The organism is Dyella silvae, assembly GCF_026421305.1.
In the GTDB taxonomy this organism is placed as follows: Bacteria; Pseudomonadota; Gammaproteobacteria; order Xanthomonadales; family Rhodanobacteraceae; genus Dyella; species Dyella silvae.
The window spans coordinates 42,547-58,661 of the sequence record NZ_JAPJBQ010000014.1 but is presented as its reverse complement, the minus strand read 5'-3'; the positions used below and the strand labels follow the sequence as shown (position 1 = coordinate 58,661).

Sequence of the window (16,115 nt, the reverse complement as noted above, 5' to 3'; positions counted from 1 at the left end):
CTCGCCTGCGGCGGGCTTCCGCTGTCCTGCCGGACAGCGGGTCACTTCTCTTTGCGTGGCCAAAGAGAAGTAACCAAGAGAAAGGCCACCCCGATGGCGCGCCTTCCGGGCTGATAGCCCGGAAGGTTCGCGGGCGGGTTACGGGGTTTTTCGACAGGACATCCCTGTCCTGTCGAAAAACTGGCCGGCATCCATGCCGGCCACCCTGCGGGCTATTCCTCCACCCGCCCGCCGCGCCATAGGGGCCCGGAGGTCAAGAGCGGAAGCCAGAGCCAGAGCCAGAGCCAGAGCCAGAGCCAGAGCCAGAGCCAGAGCCAGAGCCAGAGCCAGAGCCAGAGCCAGAGCCAGAGCCAGAGCCAGAGCCAGAGCCAGAGCGGCGCGCGCCAGGAGCAGAGCTCGTGATTTCTTCATGCCCATGGTTTCCCTGTAGGAGCGCACTTGTGCGCGACCGCAGCGTCACGTCGTTGCCGCTTCGTCGGCTTGTCGCGCACAGGGTGCGTTCCCACAGACAAAGCCGAGTGATGCAAGGCGATGCGATGTGCAGCGAAGCTGCACGAGCCGTGTGCTCTTGATCTGAGGGGCCCCTGTGCGGCGGTGAGGGTTGGACGATCAGGCCCGCAGGGGGATCGGCATGGATGCCGATCCCTTTTCGTCAGGGCAGGAAGCCCTGTCGAAAAGCCCGGCCGACCCTCACGGACTTGCCGGGCTAACAGCCCGGCAAGCGCCAAGCGGGGTGCCTTTTCTCTTGGTTACTTCTCTTTGGGCAAGCAAAGAGAAGTGACCCGGCGATCGGCAGATCGTCGGAAGCCCGCCGCAGGCGAGCACGGTTGCGGAGTAGCCACAAAAGGGCAAAGCACAAAAACGCCAGATAGAAACGCTACCGCGAGCACCCACCCCTCACCCCAGCCCTCTCCCCGGAGGGGAGAGGGAGCTAAGCGCGCGTCACATCTCCCTGTTGCTCAGGCACTCCCGATGAACCCAACTCCAGAGTTGTAGCCCCGCGCACACGCTGGTTATGCTCCCGAAATGATCCGCCACCTCCTCCGCCAACTACGCCACTGCCACGCGCTGTTCGCGCTGGCCCTGTGCGCATGGTTGGCGTTGTCGAGCATGGCGTGGGCGCAGCCCGACGACTGCTGCCCCAACACCACGGCCTCGCCGATGAGCATGTCGACGCATCACGGTGGCAATACAACGCATCCGCACGACCACGCGCATGCCACCTCGATGACCGCCGATGGATGCTGCGCCCATGCAGCAGCTACCGTGCCGCCTTCGATGATCGGGCATGTGCTGCACGCGCAGCCCGGCAACTCAGCCTGGCAGGCTCACCGTGAGGTAGCGCCACACCCGGTCTACGAGCCGCCATTGCGGCCACCGCTCGCCTGATTCTCCGTTCGATGCAAGGGGCCGGTGGACCGGCCGATGTAACGCACCCGCAATGCGGGTACGACTGACGGAGCAAGACCATGAGCAAGCAAGAACCGCGCGGCTTTCAGCTGCCGCGTCGGCGTTTCGTGCAGGGACTGGCGCTTGGCGGCGTGGCGGCCGGGCTGGGACTTTGGCGTGGCAACGCGTTCGCACAGATGGCGGCGCCACGTGCCGAGTTGCGTGGTGACCATTTCGAGTTGGAGATCGGCGAGCTGCCGGTGGATTTCACCGGGCGCAAGCGCATCGCCACGGTGGTGAATGGGCAGTTGCCCGCGCCCCTGTTGCGTTGGCGGCAGGGCGATACGGTGACGTTGCGCGTGCGCAACCGGCTGAGTGTGCCCAGTTCCATCCACTGGCACGGCATCGTGTTGCCGGCGGATATGGATGGTGTGCCTGGCCTGAGTTTCGATGGCATTCCGCCAGGCGGCGAGTACGTCTATCGCTTTACCGTGAACCAGTCGGGTACATACTGGTATCACAGCCACTCGCGGTTTCAGGAGCAGACCGGTCTCTATGGCCCTATCGTGATCGAGCCGCGCGATGGCGAGCGCCACACGGTGGATCGCGATTACGTGGTGCTGTTGAACGACTGGACCGACGCCGATCCGGAAACCATCTACACCAACCTGAAAAAGCAGAGCGACTACTACAACTACGGTCAGCGAACGGTGGGCGATTTTCTGCGTGATGCCGGGCGCGATGGCATTTCCAAGGCGCTCGCTGACCGGCAGATGTGGAATCAGATGCGGATGAATCCCACCGATCTGGCCGACGTTTCCGCTGCCACCTACACCTATCTCGTCAACGGCCAGACACCGGTGGGTAACTGGACGGGGCTGTTCAGCGCGGGTGACAAGGTGCGGCTGCGCTTTATCAACGGCGCAGCAATGACGTTCTTCGATGTGCGCATACCCGGTCTGAAGATGACCGTGGTTGCCGCTGATGGACAAGCCATCGAGCCGGTGACGGTCGACGAGTTCCGTATTGGTACGGCGGAAACCTATGACGTGATCGTGGAGCCGTCAGCCGATCGCGCCTGGACCATCTTTGCGCAGAGCATGGATCGGACGGGCTATGCGCGAGCGACCCTCGCACCACGTACCGGCATGTCATCAGAGGTGCCGCCGCTCGATCCGCGTCCGCTGCTCAGCATGGGCGACATGATGGGGGCCATGGATCATGGCGGGATGTCGCATGGCATGGGCCACGACATGCCCGGCATACCCATGGAGCACGCACACGCCGCACCAGACCTGAAAACCGGCCCTGAAGTGGATATGCGTGTGACGACGCCACGCAACAAACTCGATGACCCGGGTGTGGGGCTGCGCGACAATGGCCGCCGCGTACTGACGTACGCCGATCTGCACGCCGTCGATGCGCCGATTTCGCCGCGGGTGGACCGGGAAATCACGCTGCGTCTCACCGGCAATATGGAGCGTTACCTATGGTCGTTCGACGCCAAGCGTGCCTCGCAGGCTGAGCCATTGCGGCTACGCCACGGCGAGCACGTGCGGGTGACACTGGTGAACGACACCATGATGACCCACCCGATTCACCTGCACGGCATGTGGAGCGAGCTGGAGTCGCCGGAAGGCCATTTCCAGGCGCGCAAGCACACCGTTGTGGTGCAGCCGGCGCAGCGCATCAGTTACCGGGTGAGCGCGGATGCGCCGGGACGCTGGGCTTATCACTGCCATCTGCTGTTCCACATGGAAGCGGGCATGTTCCGTGAAGTGGTGGTGGCATGAACAGCCAAATGCGTTTCGCTGTTGCGCTGGCGCTTGCCGTGGCTTCACCGGCATGGGCGCAGAGCATGGATATGCGGGACATGCCGGGCATGTCGATGCCGCACTCGCACGACGATCATGCGAACCCGGCCGATCACGCAAAGCATGAGGACACGCACGCCGGCGATGCGGCCACTCAGCCATCTGCGCAGGACAGCATCACCCATAACCATATGTCGATGGATCATGCGGGCCACGACATGTCCTCCATGAGTACGCAGGCGCTACCTCCCAACAATCACGTAGCGCCACCGCCACCGCAATACGTCGTGCATGACATGACGCCATCGCAAATGACCGAGCTGATGCAGATGGACGACGCCGCGCCCACGGGCATGGTGCTGGTTGATCGTCTGGAACGCAGCCGCAGCACCTCGGGTGACTACGCTACGAGCTGGGAGGCCGAAGGGTGGTGGGGCACACCGATCAACCGCCTGTGGCTGAAGACCGAGGGCGAGCGCGGCAGCACAGGCACGCAGGATGGACGCGTGGATGTGCTGTGGAGCCACGCGTGGACCAGCTTCTGGGATTGGCAACTTGGCGCGCGCCAGGATTTTGGACAGGGCCCGAAGCGCCAGTGGGCAGCCATGGGCGTGCAGGGGCTGGCGCCGTACTGGTTCGAGACGCAGGCGACGTTCTATGTGGGCGAGCAAGGGCGTACGGCACTGCGGCTGGAGAGCAGCTACGACATGCTCTTTACGCAGCGGCTGATTCTCACGCCAAAGCTGGAGCTCAACTTCTATGGCAAGGACGACCTGCAGCGCGCCATTGCTTCGGGGTTGTCGGAGCTTGAGGCGGGGTTGCAATTGCGTTACGAGTTCAGCCGCAAGTTTGCGCCCTATATTGGGGTGAACTGGACGCGGCGTTGGGGGAGCCACGGCGACGTTCCGGATGCACCCGAAGTGCATGCACTTGAGACGACGTGGGTTGCTGGTGTGCGACTTTGGTTCTGAGGAGATTCCACATGAAGTTCATCGTGATCGCGCTGTCGAGCCTGTTGGTCCTGCTACTGGCAGCGGCAGCGTTTGTCTGGTCGGGCACCTACGATATCGCTGCGGATAAGCCCCATTGGAAACTTACCGAACGTGCCATCGACGTGTTGCGGGATCGTTCCATTGAAAGCAGGGCTGGAGGCATCACCGTCCCTGATCTTGATGATCCGCAGCGGATACGGCGCGGCGCGGAGCATTACGCGGCCATGTGTTCGGCGTGTCATCTCACGCCGGGTATGCGTACCACGGAGCTGCGCCAGGGTCTGTATCCGCAGCCGCCGGATCTGCCCAGGCACGGCGTGCACGATCCTGCTGAGGCGTTCTGGATCATCAAGCACGGCGTGAAGCTCACGGCCATGCCTGCCTGGGGACGCAGTCATGATGATGGCGCGATCTGGGACATGGTGGCGTTCGTGCGTCAGTTGCCGAAGCTGGACGAAGCGCAGTTTGAAGAGATGGCCGGCTCGGCGGGCGACAATGGCCACGGTGGTGGGCATGAGCATCATCACGAGGCTGGCGCGGCTGACGATCAGGATGCGCATGATCACGATCATGCGGACCACGATCACGACACGTCAGGGCACGACGCGCACTAGCTCACCCTGCGATGCGCCCCTCGTCATGAGCTAAGCCATGAAACGGGCGGCCAGGGGCCGCCCGTTGTCGTCATCAGTAGGCAACGGTGATGCGCTGGCGCTTCGCATCGTTCTTCTCGACACGATCGAGCAAGGCAACGGCATAGTCAGGCACCGTGATGCGGCTCTTGCCGTTAGCGTCGATCAGCAACTGGTCGCCACCCACGCGGTACTTGCCGGTGCGCGGGCCGTCCTCGAGCAAAGCGGCCGGACTGATATACGTCCAATCCAGATCGGCCTTGCCATGGCGGAAGGCCTCCAGTGCTTTGGCCTGTCCGGTGGCCTCCGGCTTCCAGGCATCCGGGAAGTGCGGATCATCGATCACGCGCACGCCCGGTGCGGTTTCCAGCGAGCCGGCGCCGCCGACCCACACCAAACGCTTCACGCCGGCGCGGGACACGTTGTCCAGCAGAGTCACTGCGTTATTCGGAATGGCGTCGGGCGTGCCGTCGCGGCGGGCGGAAAGGCTGGCAACCACGGCATCGGCGCCGCGCACGGCGTCCAGCCAGGTGTCCGGCTTGGCTACGTCGCCGGTAACCACCTTCAGCTGAGGGTTGGTCGTCGTCAGACGGGCAGGGTCACGCACGACAGCCGTGACTTCGTAACCACGGGCCAGTGCTTCGTCGAGGATGGCGTGGCCAACATGGCCAGTGGCGCCGAACAGGGCGATCTTCATGAATGTTGCTCTCCAGCGGGGAAGATGGGGCTGGCGCACGGTGCCGCGCGAGGCGTGGAAGCGCTGCCAGTAGTGGGGTCTTGCGATAAGCATGCGCTACCCGTCGATGCAGATAAACGCATCAAACGGGAATTCACTGTAAAGTTTGGATTGACAGTGGAGTGAACCATGGCAACTGACGTCAATCTCAACCGGCTGGCCGTCTTCGTTGCGCTGGTGCGGGCGGGGTCATTCACGGCCGCTGCCGAAACGCTGGGCATGACCAAGGCGATGGTGAGCCAGCATCTGGCAAAACTGGAAAGCGAACTGGGCGTCACCCTGGTCTCGCGCAGTACCCGCCGCATGACGCTCACCGAGGCAGGCACCACGTTTCATGCGGCCTGCGTCGGCATTCTCGCCGAGGCGGAGGCGGCCATCGAGCAGGTGGGCCGCAGTCAGGAAAAGCCCAGTGGCACGCTGCGCCTCACCGCGACAGGGGATTACGGCACCGCTGTTGTGGCGCCGGTGCTTGCGGATTTCATGCGTGCCAATCCGCAGTTGCAGGTGGATCTGGTGCTTACGGACCACATGAGCGATCTGATCGCCGAGCGCTTCGATCTCGCCATTCGCATGGGCTGGCTGCGTGATTCCAATCTACGCTCGGCACGCCTGAGCAGTTTTCGCCAATTGCTGGTGGCCTCGCCGGCGTACCTTGCGCAACATGGGCAGCCGCGAACCCTGACCGATCTGCCCGGGCACCACTGGATCGCGCTGACCTTGCTGTCTACGCCGCTGCGTTGGACCTTCACGGCGCCTGATGGCTCTCGCCGCACGGTGCGTATGCAACAGGTGGCGCAAGCCAACAACGTGGCAGCGGCCCATGCGCTGGTGCGCCATGGCGCAGGGGTGAGTGTGCTACCGGATTATCTGGTGACCGACGATATTCGCGAAGGGCGGCTGACCGTGCTGCTGGCGCAATACAGCTTGCCAGTTTGCGGCATTTACGCCGTCTACCCGGGGCGCCAGCCGCCCGCCAAAGTGCGGGCGTTCATTGACCATCTGCGCGCCACACTGGCGGAGCCGGCGTAGTCGCGCTTACTCCACCACGTTATGGCTTTCCGCCGTGCCCAGCAGTTCGGGTTGCGTCGGCGTGTTCTGCTGGCGGTTGAGCAGCGGATGGATAAAGACGGCGGCCAGAATCACCGCAACGCCCGCGTAGAACCATCCATCCAGCTGGCGCTGTTCGCCTAGCAGCAGGATGGCGAGCACGATGGCGTAGACCGGTTCCAGATTGGTCACCATCTGCGTGCCGAACGCACTCATATGGCGAAGCGCCACCAGCGCGAGCGCAAACGGCAGCAGCGTGCAACCGAACGACAGCACCACCAGCAGCGCGGCGTCGTGAGCGCTGGGCAGCACAAAGGCGGGGCCGGCGTGCGGCAGCAGCGGCGCAAGCAGGGTCAGGAACAACGCGCCCGTGCCCAGTTCCAGGCAGGTGACCGTAAGCGGGTCGCCATGCTCCACCATGCGTTTGTTGAAGGCGCCAAACAGCGCCACCAGCAACGCCGAGACCGCCCCCACGGCAATGCCCACACGCATATCCACCGGTACGCCGCCCACCACCATGGCCACGCCGGGTACCACGGCGACGCCGATCAGCAATTCGCGCGGATCAAACTTGCGCCGGGCGATCCATGGTTCCACCAATGACAGGAAAACCGGGCCGAGCGCGATGCAGGTCGCCGCCACCGAGGCGTTGGCCAGCTTGATCGCGGCGTAAAACGTCAGCCAGTGCAGCGACACCAGCACGCCGATACCCGCATAAGCCCAGCGCAACCGGGCGGACATGGCCTTCAATCCGCGCCACACCTTGGGCATGAGTAACAGGGCCGCCGACACCAGCAACATGCGCCACCACACCAGTGGCAGGGCGGGCAGGGTGATCAGCTTGCCCAAGATGGCGGTGAAACCCCATAGCAGAACGCAGAAATGGATCTGCCAGCGGGCTTTGGTTACCGATTGCATGCTCGAACGTCGTGGGATGAATGGCCCGACATTCTAGCGTCGCCACACCGTGTCAGCGCGTGGGAATGGCCTTCGTCTTTGCGGGAACCGGCGCCGGCGTCGCCTTGGACGAACCTCGCATCTGCTCCAGCACCGTGGCGCATGTATTGTCTGGCGCACCCTTGCTGGCTGCGACCAGCGGTAGCAGCGCCGCGACCGGCGCGGCAAATGCGCCCAGCACCAGAGCACCGCCGCTCCGCAGGATCAGCGGCCCGGCCTGCACGCCGACGTCCGGGCTCTTGAGTGTGCCTTTCACGTAGAGCGGCGAGCGCAGCGACAGTACGCGAAGGCCCTTGGATGCTGGGCGTACATCAAGGTTGAGCGTCTCGTTGGCGAAGTTGACGTCGCCGTTCACGCGAATGGTGGCGTCCTCGGTGTCGAACACGAACAGTCGCGTTTGGTAAAGGCCATTCATCGCTGCCAGGTCCGAGGCAGCGCAGTTGATCTTCACAGTCTTGTCGCCAAACAGCTTGCCGATCACCACGTTCGCCACGTTGAGGCCGGCCGTCTCCAGTAGCGTCTTGCTGATCGCGCCGTCGTTCATCAACAGCTTCAGTTCGCCGCCGGAGGTGCCCATCAGCTCGCTTACGGAATTGCCGCGCGCATCCAGCGCGGCATCGCCGTTGATTTCGCCAAAGCTGGTGCGCATCGGCTCGAAGGTGGGAAACAGTTCCTTGAGCTTGAGATGGCGAGCCTTGAGCCGGATGGCGCCCTTCATCGGCGTGGTGCTGCCGTCAAGGTGCAACTGGCTGGCAACTTGGCCGCCGGCAAGGTCGAAGTCGAGCGGATCGAGCGTGAGCACGCCGTTGTCCATGATGACGTGCGTCGACAGTCCATTGATGGGCAGGGCCGCTTCGCGCACGATCCTGCCGGCGCTGTAGGTGACGTCCGCATCCATCGCACGCCAGCGGTCGGTACGGAAGGGCTCGATCGGCAAGACCTTGTCGGCAGGCTGGAGTGTGGCATCGCCACGTTGTTCTTTCTGCGCGTTGGAGTCGGCGCCGATCAGCGGCGCGAGGTCCGAGAACCGCAGCAGTTGCGTGGTCATCTTGCCGGTCAGCTTCGGGCGCGCTCCACCTGAATCGAACGCGAGATCGCCCGCCAGGTCGCTACCGCCCACGCGTCCGCGGAAATGGTCGTACGAAAAGTGGCTGGCACCACGCTTGAGGTTCGCCTTCAGATGGCCCTCCGTCGCATAGGGCGGGGTATCGGGCAGGGTGACGCCGATGAGCGGATACAGCTTCGCCATGCTGCTGCCGGAAAACCACAGGCGGATGTCGAGTGAGGCGAGGTGCAACGGATCGGTGAGCGTGCCCACCATGGCGATGTGCGAGTCGCCCACGTGCAGGTCCGCCTGCAACGGAAACGGCTGGTCTGTCTGCTGCAAGGCCAGCACGCCGCCGGTCTTGCCGTCTCCGTCGACGGACGTGCCCTGATACTTGCCAAGCGCCTGCCAGGCGAACTGGTAGGTCGCGTCGGTGTGACCAGGCTCGTTGCCGTCCTTACCGGCATTACTGGCCAGTTCGCTCTTGCCCGCGGCACCCACGGTGCGGCCGGCCTGTCCGCGTGCATCGGCGGATTGCTGGGCGACGATGTCACTGTAGGGAATCGCATGCTGCAGCAATTCCACCGTAACCTGCAGTGCGCTCTTGCTGACGGCATCGGTGAGCGCCACGTGGCCGCGGTCGAAGCCGATGGCGCGCAGATCAAGCTGCCAGGCGGAAGGCGAGCCACCGCCAGGCAATGTGAAATCCCAGTTTGCCTGGCCTTGTTTGTTGCGTTCCAGGTCAATCGTAGGCTGCGTGAGATATAGCACCGGAATTTCCACGCGATGCGCGATCAAGGGTAGGGGCGATATGCGGAAGCGCAACGCTTCCAGTTGCGCGAACAGTGGCTGGCTGGCCCAGTCCGGATTGCCGATGCGGATGTCCTTCGCCACGAACTCCGGCCATGGCACCCAGCCTTCCACGCCACTGGCGCGGCGTTCGCGTTGCCAGTGCACGCTCAGGTCGCCGTTGATGGCGAACGACCGCCCGATCGTTTCGCTGACGCGGGCGTTGATGGTGGGCTTGAGGCGGTTCCAGTCGAAGGTGGCGATGACGATCAGCAGTACCACGATCAGCGTCAGGCAGACGCCGATGATCCATGCCACTATCTTCCAGGGTCGCCGCATGTTTCGCTCCCTCATGGAGACACGAGCATCCTGCCGACCGACGGGGTGAAGAGTGCGTCGTCTTGGGGTCTAGGGCTAAGGCAGCATTCACCCAGTGCATGCGCATGCAGCGATGGAATGGCGAATTTATCGTTCATCAGGGAAACCGAGGGGAGAGCATGCCTGGAATGACGCGCTGGATTCTGATTGCAGCCTGTGCGCTGATAGCTGCCGGTTGTTCGAAGAAGCAGGAAACAGGGCCTTTGCCTGTCGCCGGCGAAACGCCGAAGGCGGGCGCCAAGCTGGCCTATGAGCATCACCTGCGCATTGAGCTGCGCAATGGCGAGATCGCACCACGCATGGCCGCCGTGCGCGACGCCTGCGAGTCGGCGCGCTTTGGCGCCTGCAACGTCTTGCGCATCGAGCAGAGCGAGCACAACGGAACGCTGACCGTGCGCATGGTGCCTTCGGGCGTCGAGCCGCTCAGCGCGTTGGCGAGCCAGAACGGCAAGCTGGCCTGGCGGCAGACTCGCGCGGAAGATCTCGCCGATGCGGTCAACGACAACGCGCAAAAGCTGAAGCAGCTGGAGACCCATGCCGCACAAGTCGAGCAGCTCGCTCAGCGCAAGGATCTCTCGGCGAGCGATCTCATCGCGTTGAGTCACGAGCGCGCCCAGATACAGATGGAGCGCGAGAATCTTCAGAACACCGCGGCCCAACAGCAACGTCGTATCGACACCAACCTGCTGCAGATGGACTTCAGCGATGAAACGCGTGGTCACCGCTTCGGCATGTCGCTCGGCGAATGGACCGATCAGCTGTACGACGGTGTTCGCGACGCCCTGTCGATGCTGGCCTATGCCATTCCTTTCCTGCCGCTGGTCTTCCTGCTGGCGCTGGTGTGGCGTTGGGTCTGGCGCAAGGTGACGCGCAAATCGCGAGCGCGCGAGGCAAGCTGACTACCCTGAGCATCAGCGACGTTGCCGCCCGAACGTCGGCAACGTCGGCCCCTTTAGCGGGATGGCTTGGCGTCGCGCACGGGAATGCTCACGCTGCATACGTCGACCTTGCCCGCCGGGATGCGGTAAAAATCGTCGAGGCGGTTGCGCTTGGCATCGACCAGGGCCGTGAAGGTAACGCTGTCGGTGCGCAACACTTCGACGTTCGGGCGCTGGCTCGCGGGCAGGTCGGCCGCCAGGCGAACGGAGCGGATGGCGATGCGCTGTTCGGGTTTCTCGTAGAAACCCAGCGGGCCCGTGCCGCGCGGCAGGCCGGACAGGAATTCCATGCCTTGAAGCACGCGGCCCACCAGTGCGATGTTGCGGTCGAGTGCGCGCGGTGCCTGGCCGATCACGGCATACAGCTCGCTGCCACTACCGGTCTCGGGATCGATGTCGCGGCCTACGCCAACCATGCCGTAGCAATGGGTCAACCATTCCTGCTGGTTGGCCTTGTCGCGCGCGGCCGGGAAGCCCTCGGAGAAACCGACTTCTGGCGCGTAGAAATCGCCATCTTTCAAAATGGTGAAGGGCAGTTTGGCATCGTACGGGCGCGTGTATTCCGGTGGCAGCCTGTCCTTGGCGGAACCCAGTGGTTTGAGCTTGCTGGCATGGCTCTCGTCCTCGTTGGCCGCATCGCCCCACTGGGTGACGAAGTTGTCGTGCACGCGTTCGATGACGAGCCCATCGTAATAGTGCTCATGCGCCATGGTGCGGATGTTGGCGACGTGCAGCGGCGTGAAGTCCGGCGCCAGTTCGATCAGCACGCGCCCCTGCGGCAGCTCCATCACCAATAGGTCCTTTGGATCGGGCGTACGCCACTCCCGTGGCTGCGATTTGGCGAGAAGTTCTTTGGGCGATGGCGTATGGGCTGGCTTCGCTTCGTCGGCTGCCGCAGAAGCGGACAAGGTGACGGCGAGTGCAACGACAAGGCAGCGGCGCAGCAGCATGGACTCTCCCCAGGGTGAACAGCCTGCAAGGTAGCAGAGCCGACGACAGGCCGCGCCCCTGCCGAGCGTCATGCGCACGTTGGGCCGCTCATTGCAAGTCGCGAAATGGCGCAAGGGGTTCTCTACAATGCCGCCCCCTTGCCGTTTGCCAGCCGTAGCCATGGACATTGTCGTCAACGAAGAACTCAAGGCCTATATCGACCCCCTGACCCCGGACGAGCATGAGGCGCTGGAACGCAGCCTGCTCGCCGAAGGCTGCCGCGATGCGCTGGTGCTGTGGGGCAACATCCTGGTCGACGGCCACAATCGCTATGGCATCTGCCAGAAGCACGATTTGCCGTATCAAACCGTGCAGAACACGCGCTTCCAGTCCATGGAGGACGTCCACCTGTGGATGATCGAGCAGCATCTGGGCCGCCGCAGCGTGTCTGACTTTCAACGCGGTGTGCTGGCCTTGCGCAAGCGCGAGATTCTGTCGGCTCGCCGCCAGAGTCGGGATGTGGTCGAGCCAGTACCTGCCCCGCCTGAGGAAGAAGCAGCGCCCGAGGCGACCGAGCCCGTTGCTGATGCGCCAGCCGCCAAGCCGCGGTCCGAGCCGTTGCCCAGTCGCCAGGCGTTGGCGCGCGAAGCCCGCCTGAGCAACAGCCAGGTCGTGATGATCGAGAAGATCCATAAGCAGGCGGCGCCGGAAGTGGTCGCTGCGGTGAAGTCTGGCGCACTGTCGATCAATGCGGCGGCGGCTGTGGCAAGCCTGCCGGAGGAAGAGCAGCGGGCCGCGGCAGTCGCCGGCGGCGACGAGCTGAAGCAGGCGGCCAAGCGCGTGCGTGAGTCGCGGCGTAAACCACCCAAGGAGCAGGATCCGGCCAACGAGGACGATCTGCCGACCTTGCGCAAGCGCGTCGCGCAGCTGACCGCGGAAGTGGCCGAGCTGACGGCAGAGAACGAAGCCCTCAAGCAGCAGCTGGCCCGCTGGCAAAAGCCTGAAGATTGATGCAGGTGAAAGCGATGGTGGACAGGCCCTCGCCGCGAATCCGCTTCACGCTGCGTTGATGGCGCGTAGGGCACCAAGCAGCAGCGAAGGAGGGAGCCGCTATGTGGCGAATGCTGATGGTCGCTTTGATCCTGCTCGTTCCGCTGTGCGGATACCCGCAGACCGTGACGCTCTGGCCCGGCAAAGCCCCGGGTTCAGAGCAGTGGACGCAGAAAGAAAAGGTGGAGCAGGGCACGCCGATCGGAACGGTGATCATCAATGTGGTGACGCCGACCTTGACGGCTTATTTGCCTGAACCCGGCAAAGCGACCGGCACCGGCATCATCATTGCTCCTGGTGGCGCGTTCGTTGCGCTCGCCATCGATCACGAAGGCAATGAGGTCGCGCGCTGGCTGCAGAGTCGGGGCATTGCCGCGTTTGTACTCAAGTACCGTACCGTGGAGAAGCGCCAGGAAGGCATTCCCGATCTGGATATGGATGAGGCCGGCAAGTACGGCATCGCCGACGGCATACAGGCCATCAAAATCGTTCGTCAGCACGCGGCCGAGTGGGGCGTTTCGCCCGACAAGATCGGCATGCTCGGCTTTTCTGCGGGGGCCATGGTGACGAGCGGGGCGCTGCTTCAACCGGACGCCGCCGCACGCCCCAACGTTGCCGCGCTGATCTATGGCAGCCCGTTCGGCGTGATGCCAGCGATCCCCGCCAGGCTTCCTCCGGTCTTCATGGCGTGGGCACAAGACGATCCTGTCGCCGCGGATGCAGTAGTGAAGTTCTATGCCGCGTTGAAAGCGGCGCGCTACAAGCCAGAGGCGCATATCTACAGCGCGGGTGGTCACGGCTTTGGCATGCGCAAGCAAGGCACCAGCAGCGATCACTGGATGGACGACTTCTATAACTGGTTACAAGTGCAAGGGATGGCCGGAAAACCACCTGCTCCGCACGCGCCATAGGGATTCCATGGCGATCTGTGGGAACATCGTCCGCCGACGGCACCGGTCGGCGGGACATTCGCATGTTTGAGTTCAAGGGCATCCTCTCCCTGTACGCTGGCGAAAGCCCCCTGGGCGGGCGAGACCGGATAGCGCTGCTGGCGAAAATCGGCGAACTGGGTTCTATCGCCGCCGCCGCGCGGGCTGTCAATATGAGCTACAAGGGCGCCTGGGATGCGGTGGACGCGATGAATAATCTCGCCCACGAGCCGCTGGTGTTGCGGGCCGTTGGCGGCCGCAGCGGCGGTGGTGCGCAGCTGACGCCGCGGGCGCGGCGGTTGATCGAGATGTTTCGCACCATCGAGACGGAGCAGCAGCGCCTGGTGACTCTGCTGAGCTCGATGGAGCCGGCAACGCACGACGACATCGAACTAGTGAGGCGATTCATGATGAGAACCAGCGCGCGCAATCAGTTGGCCGGCACCGTGGTGATGGTGGAAAGCGGTGCGGTCAATGACGTCGTGGAACTGGCGATCCAGGGCGGGCAACGCATCGTGGCCACCGTTACCAGCGACAGCACGAAGAGTCTGGGGCTGGTGCCGGGCAAGCAAGCATTCGCGCTGATCAAGGCGTCGTCGGTGCTCATAGGGTTGCCTGGCGACGCCCTGCGTCTGTCGGCGCGCAACCAGCTGGCCGGCACCATTTCGAAGATGACCCACGGTGCGGTGAACACCGAAGTCGCGATTCAGTTGCCGAATGGCAATGTCATCGTGGCCATCGTGACCGAGGCGAGCGCTGACGCATTGCAGCTTGCCGAAGGCCTTGAGGTCGTCGCCATCGTCAAGGCATCGAGCATCATTCTTGCGACGGTCGACTAATCGCGATGCACCCGGCTCGCCCAGCGGCGAGCCGGGGTGTATCAACGATGGTCAGAACTTGTAGGTGATCATCAGGCGGTTATAGGTAAACGACTCATTGCCAGGGTTGAGGTTGGCAATGCCGCCGGCGGAACGCTCCCAGCGATCTCGTATCGTCAGGCCTTTCAGGTATTGATCCAGGCTGTAGATGATGTCGAAGTAGAGGTCGTGGCTGCTTCCGCGCAGATCGGTGGTGTACTTCGCATAGGCCGCCACCAGTTGCAGCTTCTTGTTGAAGAAGTTGTACGACGCGCGCGCCTTCCACGCGTGCCCCGGGCCCGTTTCGACCAGACCGCGAATCATGGACGTGGTGAACAGTGGATCGGTGGCGTAGTTGGTGGTGTAGGGCGAGATCAGCGCGCCATCACCGACAGCTCCAGATTGGTGATTGAGCTTGTTGTAGGCGACATCAATCTTGCCGTCGAAAATGGAGGTACCGAGGTCGACGCCCCAGGCCTCGCTGCGTACGCGGTGGCCGGCGACGCCGAACAACTTGGTATGCGTGTCGACCAGAATATTGCCGTCGCCGCTGTCTTCCTTGAGGTACTGCGCCGAAACAAAGGGGTTCAACGGCGTGCTGGTTTTCAGCGTATAGGTGCCGTCGGCATAACCCATGCGCGCGAAATCCAGAAAATCGTAGTACCACAGCTGTCCCTTGAAGGACTCATTGGTATAGGTCGTACCTCCGGCCCAGGTGCCGCGAGCACGCGGCGCTGTGGCGGGCAGCGAGCCATTGTTGCCGTACATCTGGTCGCCGTCGTACGTGGATGGGTAGTACAGGTTGTCTTCGTACATGCCATTGGACGTGCGGCTTTTCCAGCTATACGTGCGGATGCCAATGAGGTTCCAGCCCGTCAATGGCGTGACGATGGCGCTGATGGCGTTGTACGAGGAGGGGATGACGCGCGAGTCGTTGTTACCCATCCATGGCGTATTGAGGTACTGATAGCCGCCGCGCAACTGCAACCACGGTTTGCTGAACTGCAGGTACGCCTGGCTGAAGGCGCCGATCGACTGATGCGGACCCATCAACGACACGTCGATCTTGGCCACCTCATCGGATTGCGTGCCAAGCGAATTGGCGGTGGCGAACGAACCGCCCACGCTGAAGCCACCGAGAAACGTGCCCGTCTGTGCATTGATCAGCGCCGCCAGCGAAAAGGCTCGGGCGTCCGGCGTTTTGTCGGTGTCGTACAGACGGCTGAAGTAATACGCGCGCAACTCGCCGTCGACGTGGCCGTTGGTGAATATATCGTCGAGACCGGTGCTATCTGCATGGGCAACGGGTATCAGCGCAGCCAACATCACGCTTACGGCAACAGCAAGACGTTTCTTCTGCATGGCCAACCTCTGGCGAAGTGACGGAGGGCAGGCGCGTAGCCACGCAACGATCACCTATTGCGCGCTGCACCTGGAAATCACGGCTCCGAGGGTTGGCCTGCTCCCGCCATCCCCGACGTGTAATCGCTATATATCAGACTATATAGCGATAGCGGCAGGATCTTGTCGCGGCCCGGTGTCGCTCATGCATTGGGGCTGCGCAAGAAGCTGCGGCGAAAACGCCAGCCACGGGAGACCCTGGGTGGCTGGCCGTATCGGAGAGTGAATGCC

Annotated in this window: 14 protein-coding genes; 9 read left to right on the top strand and 5 right to left on the bottom strand. The window is 63.3% G+C overall.

The features are described from left to right. Positions 1-1,026: 1,026 nt before the first annotated feature. The 4 genes from OQE56_RS19885 to OQE56_RS19870 all read left to right on the top strand — a co-directional run bounded on the left by OQE56_RS19885 (position 1,027) and on the right by OQE56_RS19870 (position 4,809). Complete coding sequence (locus tag OQE56_RS19885) at positions 1,027-1,389, top strand: hypothetical protein (RefSeq protein WP_267226797.1); 363 nt, start codon at positions 1,027-1,029, stop codon at positions 1,387-1,389. Positions 1,390-1,469: 80 nt separating this feature from the next. After that, on the top strand, positions 1,470-3,182 hold the full coding sequence (locus tag OQE56_RS19880; protein WP_267226796.1) for a copper resistance system multicopper oxidase: 1,713 nt from the start codon (positions 1,470-1,472) through the stop codon (positions 3,180-3,182). After that, positions 3,179-4,174 carry a copper resistance protein B gene (locus tag OQE56_RS19875; protein ID WP_267226794.1) on the top strand — a complete coding sequence of 332 codons (996 nt, stop codon included), beginning with the start codon at positions 3,179-3,181 and terminating at the stop codon, positions 4,172-4,174. Before OQE56_RS19880 ends, OQE56_RS19875 begins: the two co-directional genes overlap by 4 nt. A gap of 11 nt (positions 4,175-4,185) precedes the next feature. Then, positions 4,186-4,809 carry a c-type cytochrome gene (locus tag OQE56_RS19870; RefSeq protein ID WP_267226792.1) on the top strand — a complete coding sequence of 208 codons (624 nt, stop codon included), beginning with the start codon at positions 4,186-4,188 and terminating at the stop codon, positions 4,807-4,809. A 73-nt stretch (positions 4,810-4,882) separates the two neighbouring features. On the opposite strand, the gene OQE56_RS19865 is transcribed toward OQE56_RS19870, so the two are convergent. Continuing rightward, entirely contained in the window at positions 4,883-5,524 is a 642-nt protein-coding gene (locus OQE56_RS19865) for an NAD(P)-dependent oxidoreductase (RefSeq protein ID WP_267226791.1), read from the bottom strand. A gap of 168 nt (positions 5,525-5,692) precedes the next feature. On the opposite strand from OQE56_RS19865, the gene OQE56_RS19860 reads away from it, so the two are divergent. Next, positions 5,693-6,592, top strand: a complete 900-nt coding sequence (locus OQE56_RS19860) for a LysR family transcriptional regulator (RefSeq protein WP_267226789.1) — start codon at positions 5,693-5,695, stop codon at positions 6,590-6,592. Positions 6,593-6,598: 6 nt separating this feature from the next. Here OQE56_RS19860 and OQE56_RS19855 read toward each other — a convergent pair whose 3' ends face one another. Then, positions 6,599-7,528, bottom strand: a complete 930-nt coding sequence (locus OQE56_RS19855; RefSeq protein WP_267226787.1) for a DMT family transporter — start codon at positions 7,526-7,528, stop codon at positions 6,599-6,601. Positions 7,529-7,580: 52 nt separating this feature from the next. Then, positions 7,581-9,740, bottom strand: coding sequence for an AsmA family protein (locus tag OQE56_RS19850; RefSeq protein ID WP_267226785.1), 2,160 nt, complete (start codon positions 9,738-9,740; stop codon positions 7,581-7,583). A gap of 167 nt (positions 9,741-9,907) precedes the next feature. Here OQE56_RS19850 and OQE56_RS19845 point away from each other — a divergent pair, with 167 nt between their 5' ends. Beyond that, the gene (locus OQE56_RS19845) at positions 9,908-10,678 is read left to right on the top strand and encodes a DUF4349 domain-containing protein (protein ID WP_267226784.1); all 771 of its coding nucleotides are present in this window, start codon (positions 9,908-9,910) and stop codon (positions 10,676-10,678) included. 53 nt (positions 10,679-10,731) lie between these two features. Here the strand turns inward: OQE56_RS19845 and OQE56_RS19840 are convergent, their stop codons facing one another. Next, positions 10,732-11,667, bottom strand: coding sequence for a peptidylprolyl isomerase (locus OQE56_RS19840; RefSeq protein WP_267226782.1), 936 nt, complete (start codon positions 11,665-11,667; stop codon positions 10,732-10,734). 160 nt (positions 11,668-11,827) lie between these two features. Here OQE56_RS19840 and OQE56_RS19835 point away from each other — a divergent pair, with 160 nt between their 5' ends. From OQE56_RS19835 to OQE56_RS19825, 3 genes are all read left to right on the top strand, one after another. Beyond that, positions 11,828-12,658 (top strand): ParB N-terminal domain-containing protein, encoded by an 831-nt coding sequence (locus OQE56_RS19835; RefSeq protein WP_267226781.1) that lies wholly within the window; start codon positions 11,828-11,830, stop codon positions 12,656-12,658. A 101-nt stretch (positions 12,659-12,759) separates the two neighbouring features. Further along, the gene (locus OQE56_RS19830) at positions 12,760-13,608 is read left to right on the top strand and encodes an alpha/beta hydrolase (protein WP_267226779.1); all 849 of its coding nucleotides are present in this window, start codon (positions 12,760-12,762) and stop codon (positions 13,606-13,608) included. Between the two features lie 62 nt (positions 13,609-13,670). Next, a complete protein-coding gene (locus OQE56_RS19825) occupies positions 13,671-14,465 on the top strand; it encodes a TOBE domain-containing protein (protein ID WP_267226777.1) in 795 nt (264 codons plus the stop codon). Positions 14,466-14,516: 51 nt separating this feature from the next. Here OQE56_RS19825 and OQE56_RS19820 read toward each other — a convergent pair whose 3' ends face one another. Beyond that, positions 14,517-15,845 (bottom strand): OprD family porin, encoded by a 1,329-nt coding sequence (locus OQE56_RS19820; protein WP_267226776.1) that lies wholly within the window; start codon positions 15,843-15,845, stop codon positions 14,517-14,519. Positions 15,846-16,115: the final 270 nt, after the last annotated feature.

Excerpts from the sequence above, each read along its gene's own strand:
- OQE56_RS19885 (WP_267226797.1), top strand. The coding sequence starts at position 1,027 with ATGATCCGCCACCTCCTCCGCCAACTACGCCACTGCCACGCGCTGTTC.
- OQE56_RS19880 (WP_267226796.1), top strand. The coding sequence starts at position 1,470 with ATGAGCAAGCAAGAACCGCGCGGCTTTCAGCTGCCGCGTCGGCGTTTC.
- OQE56_RS19875 (WP_267226794.1), top strand. The coding sequence starts at position 3,179 with ATGAACAGCCAAATGCGTTTCGCTGTTGCGCTGGCGCTTGCCGTGGCT.
- OQE56_RS19870 (WP_267226792.1), top strand. The coding sequence starts at position 4,186 with ATGAAGTTCATCGTGATCGCGCTGTCGAGCCTGTTGGTCCTGCTACTG.
- OQE56_RS19865 (WP_267226791.1), bottom strand. The coding sequence starts at position 5,524 with ATGAAGATCGCCCTGTTCGGCGCCACTGGCCATGTTGGCCACGCCATC.
- OQE56_RS19860 (WP_267226789.1), top strand. The coding sequence starts at position 5,693 with ATGGCAACTGACGTCAATCTCAACCGGCTGGCCGTCTTCGTTGCGCTG.
- OQE56_RS19855 (WP_267226787.1), bottom strand. The coding sequence starts at position 7,528 with ATGCAATCGGTAACCAAAGCCCGCTGGCAGATCCATTTCTGCGTTCTG.
- OQE56_RS19850 (WP_267226785.1), bottom strand. The coding sequence starts at position 9,740 with ATGCGGCGACCCTGGAAGATAGTGGCATGGATCATCGGCGTCTGCCTG.
- OQE56_RS19845 (WP_267226784.1), top strand. The coding sequence starts at position 9,908 with ATGACGCGCTGGATTCTGATTGCAGCCTGTGCGCTGATAGCTGCCGGT.
- OQE56_RS19840 (WP_267226782.1), bottom strand. The coding sequence starts at position 11,667 with ATGCTGCTGCGCCGCTGCCTTGTCGTTGCACTCGCCGTCACCTTGTCC.
- OQE56_RS19835 (WP_267226781.1), top strand. The coding sequence starts at position 11,828 with ATGGACATTGTCGTCAACGAAGAACTCAAGGCCTATATCGACCCCCTG.
- OQE56_RS19830 (WP_267226779.1), top strand. The coding sequence starts at position 12,760 with ATGTGGCGAATGCTGATGGTCGCTTTGATCCTGCTCGTTCCGCTGTGC.
- OQE56_RS19825 (WP_267226777.1), top strand. The coding sequence starts at position 13,671 with ATGTTTGAGTTCAAGGGCATCCTCTCCCTGTACGCTGGCGAAAGCCCC.
- OQE56_RS19820 (WP_267226776.1), bottom strand. The coding sequence starts at position 15,845 with ATGCAGAAGAAACGTCTTGCTGTTGCCGTAAGCGTGATGTTGGCTGCG.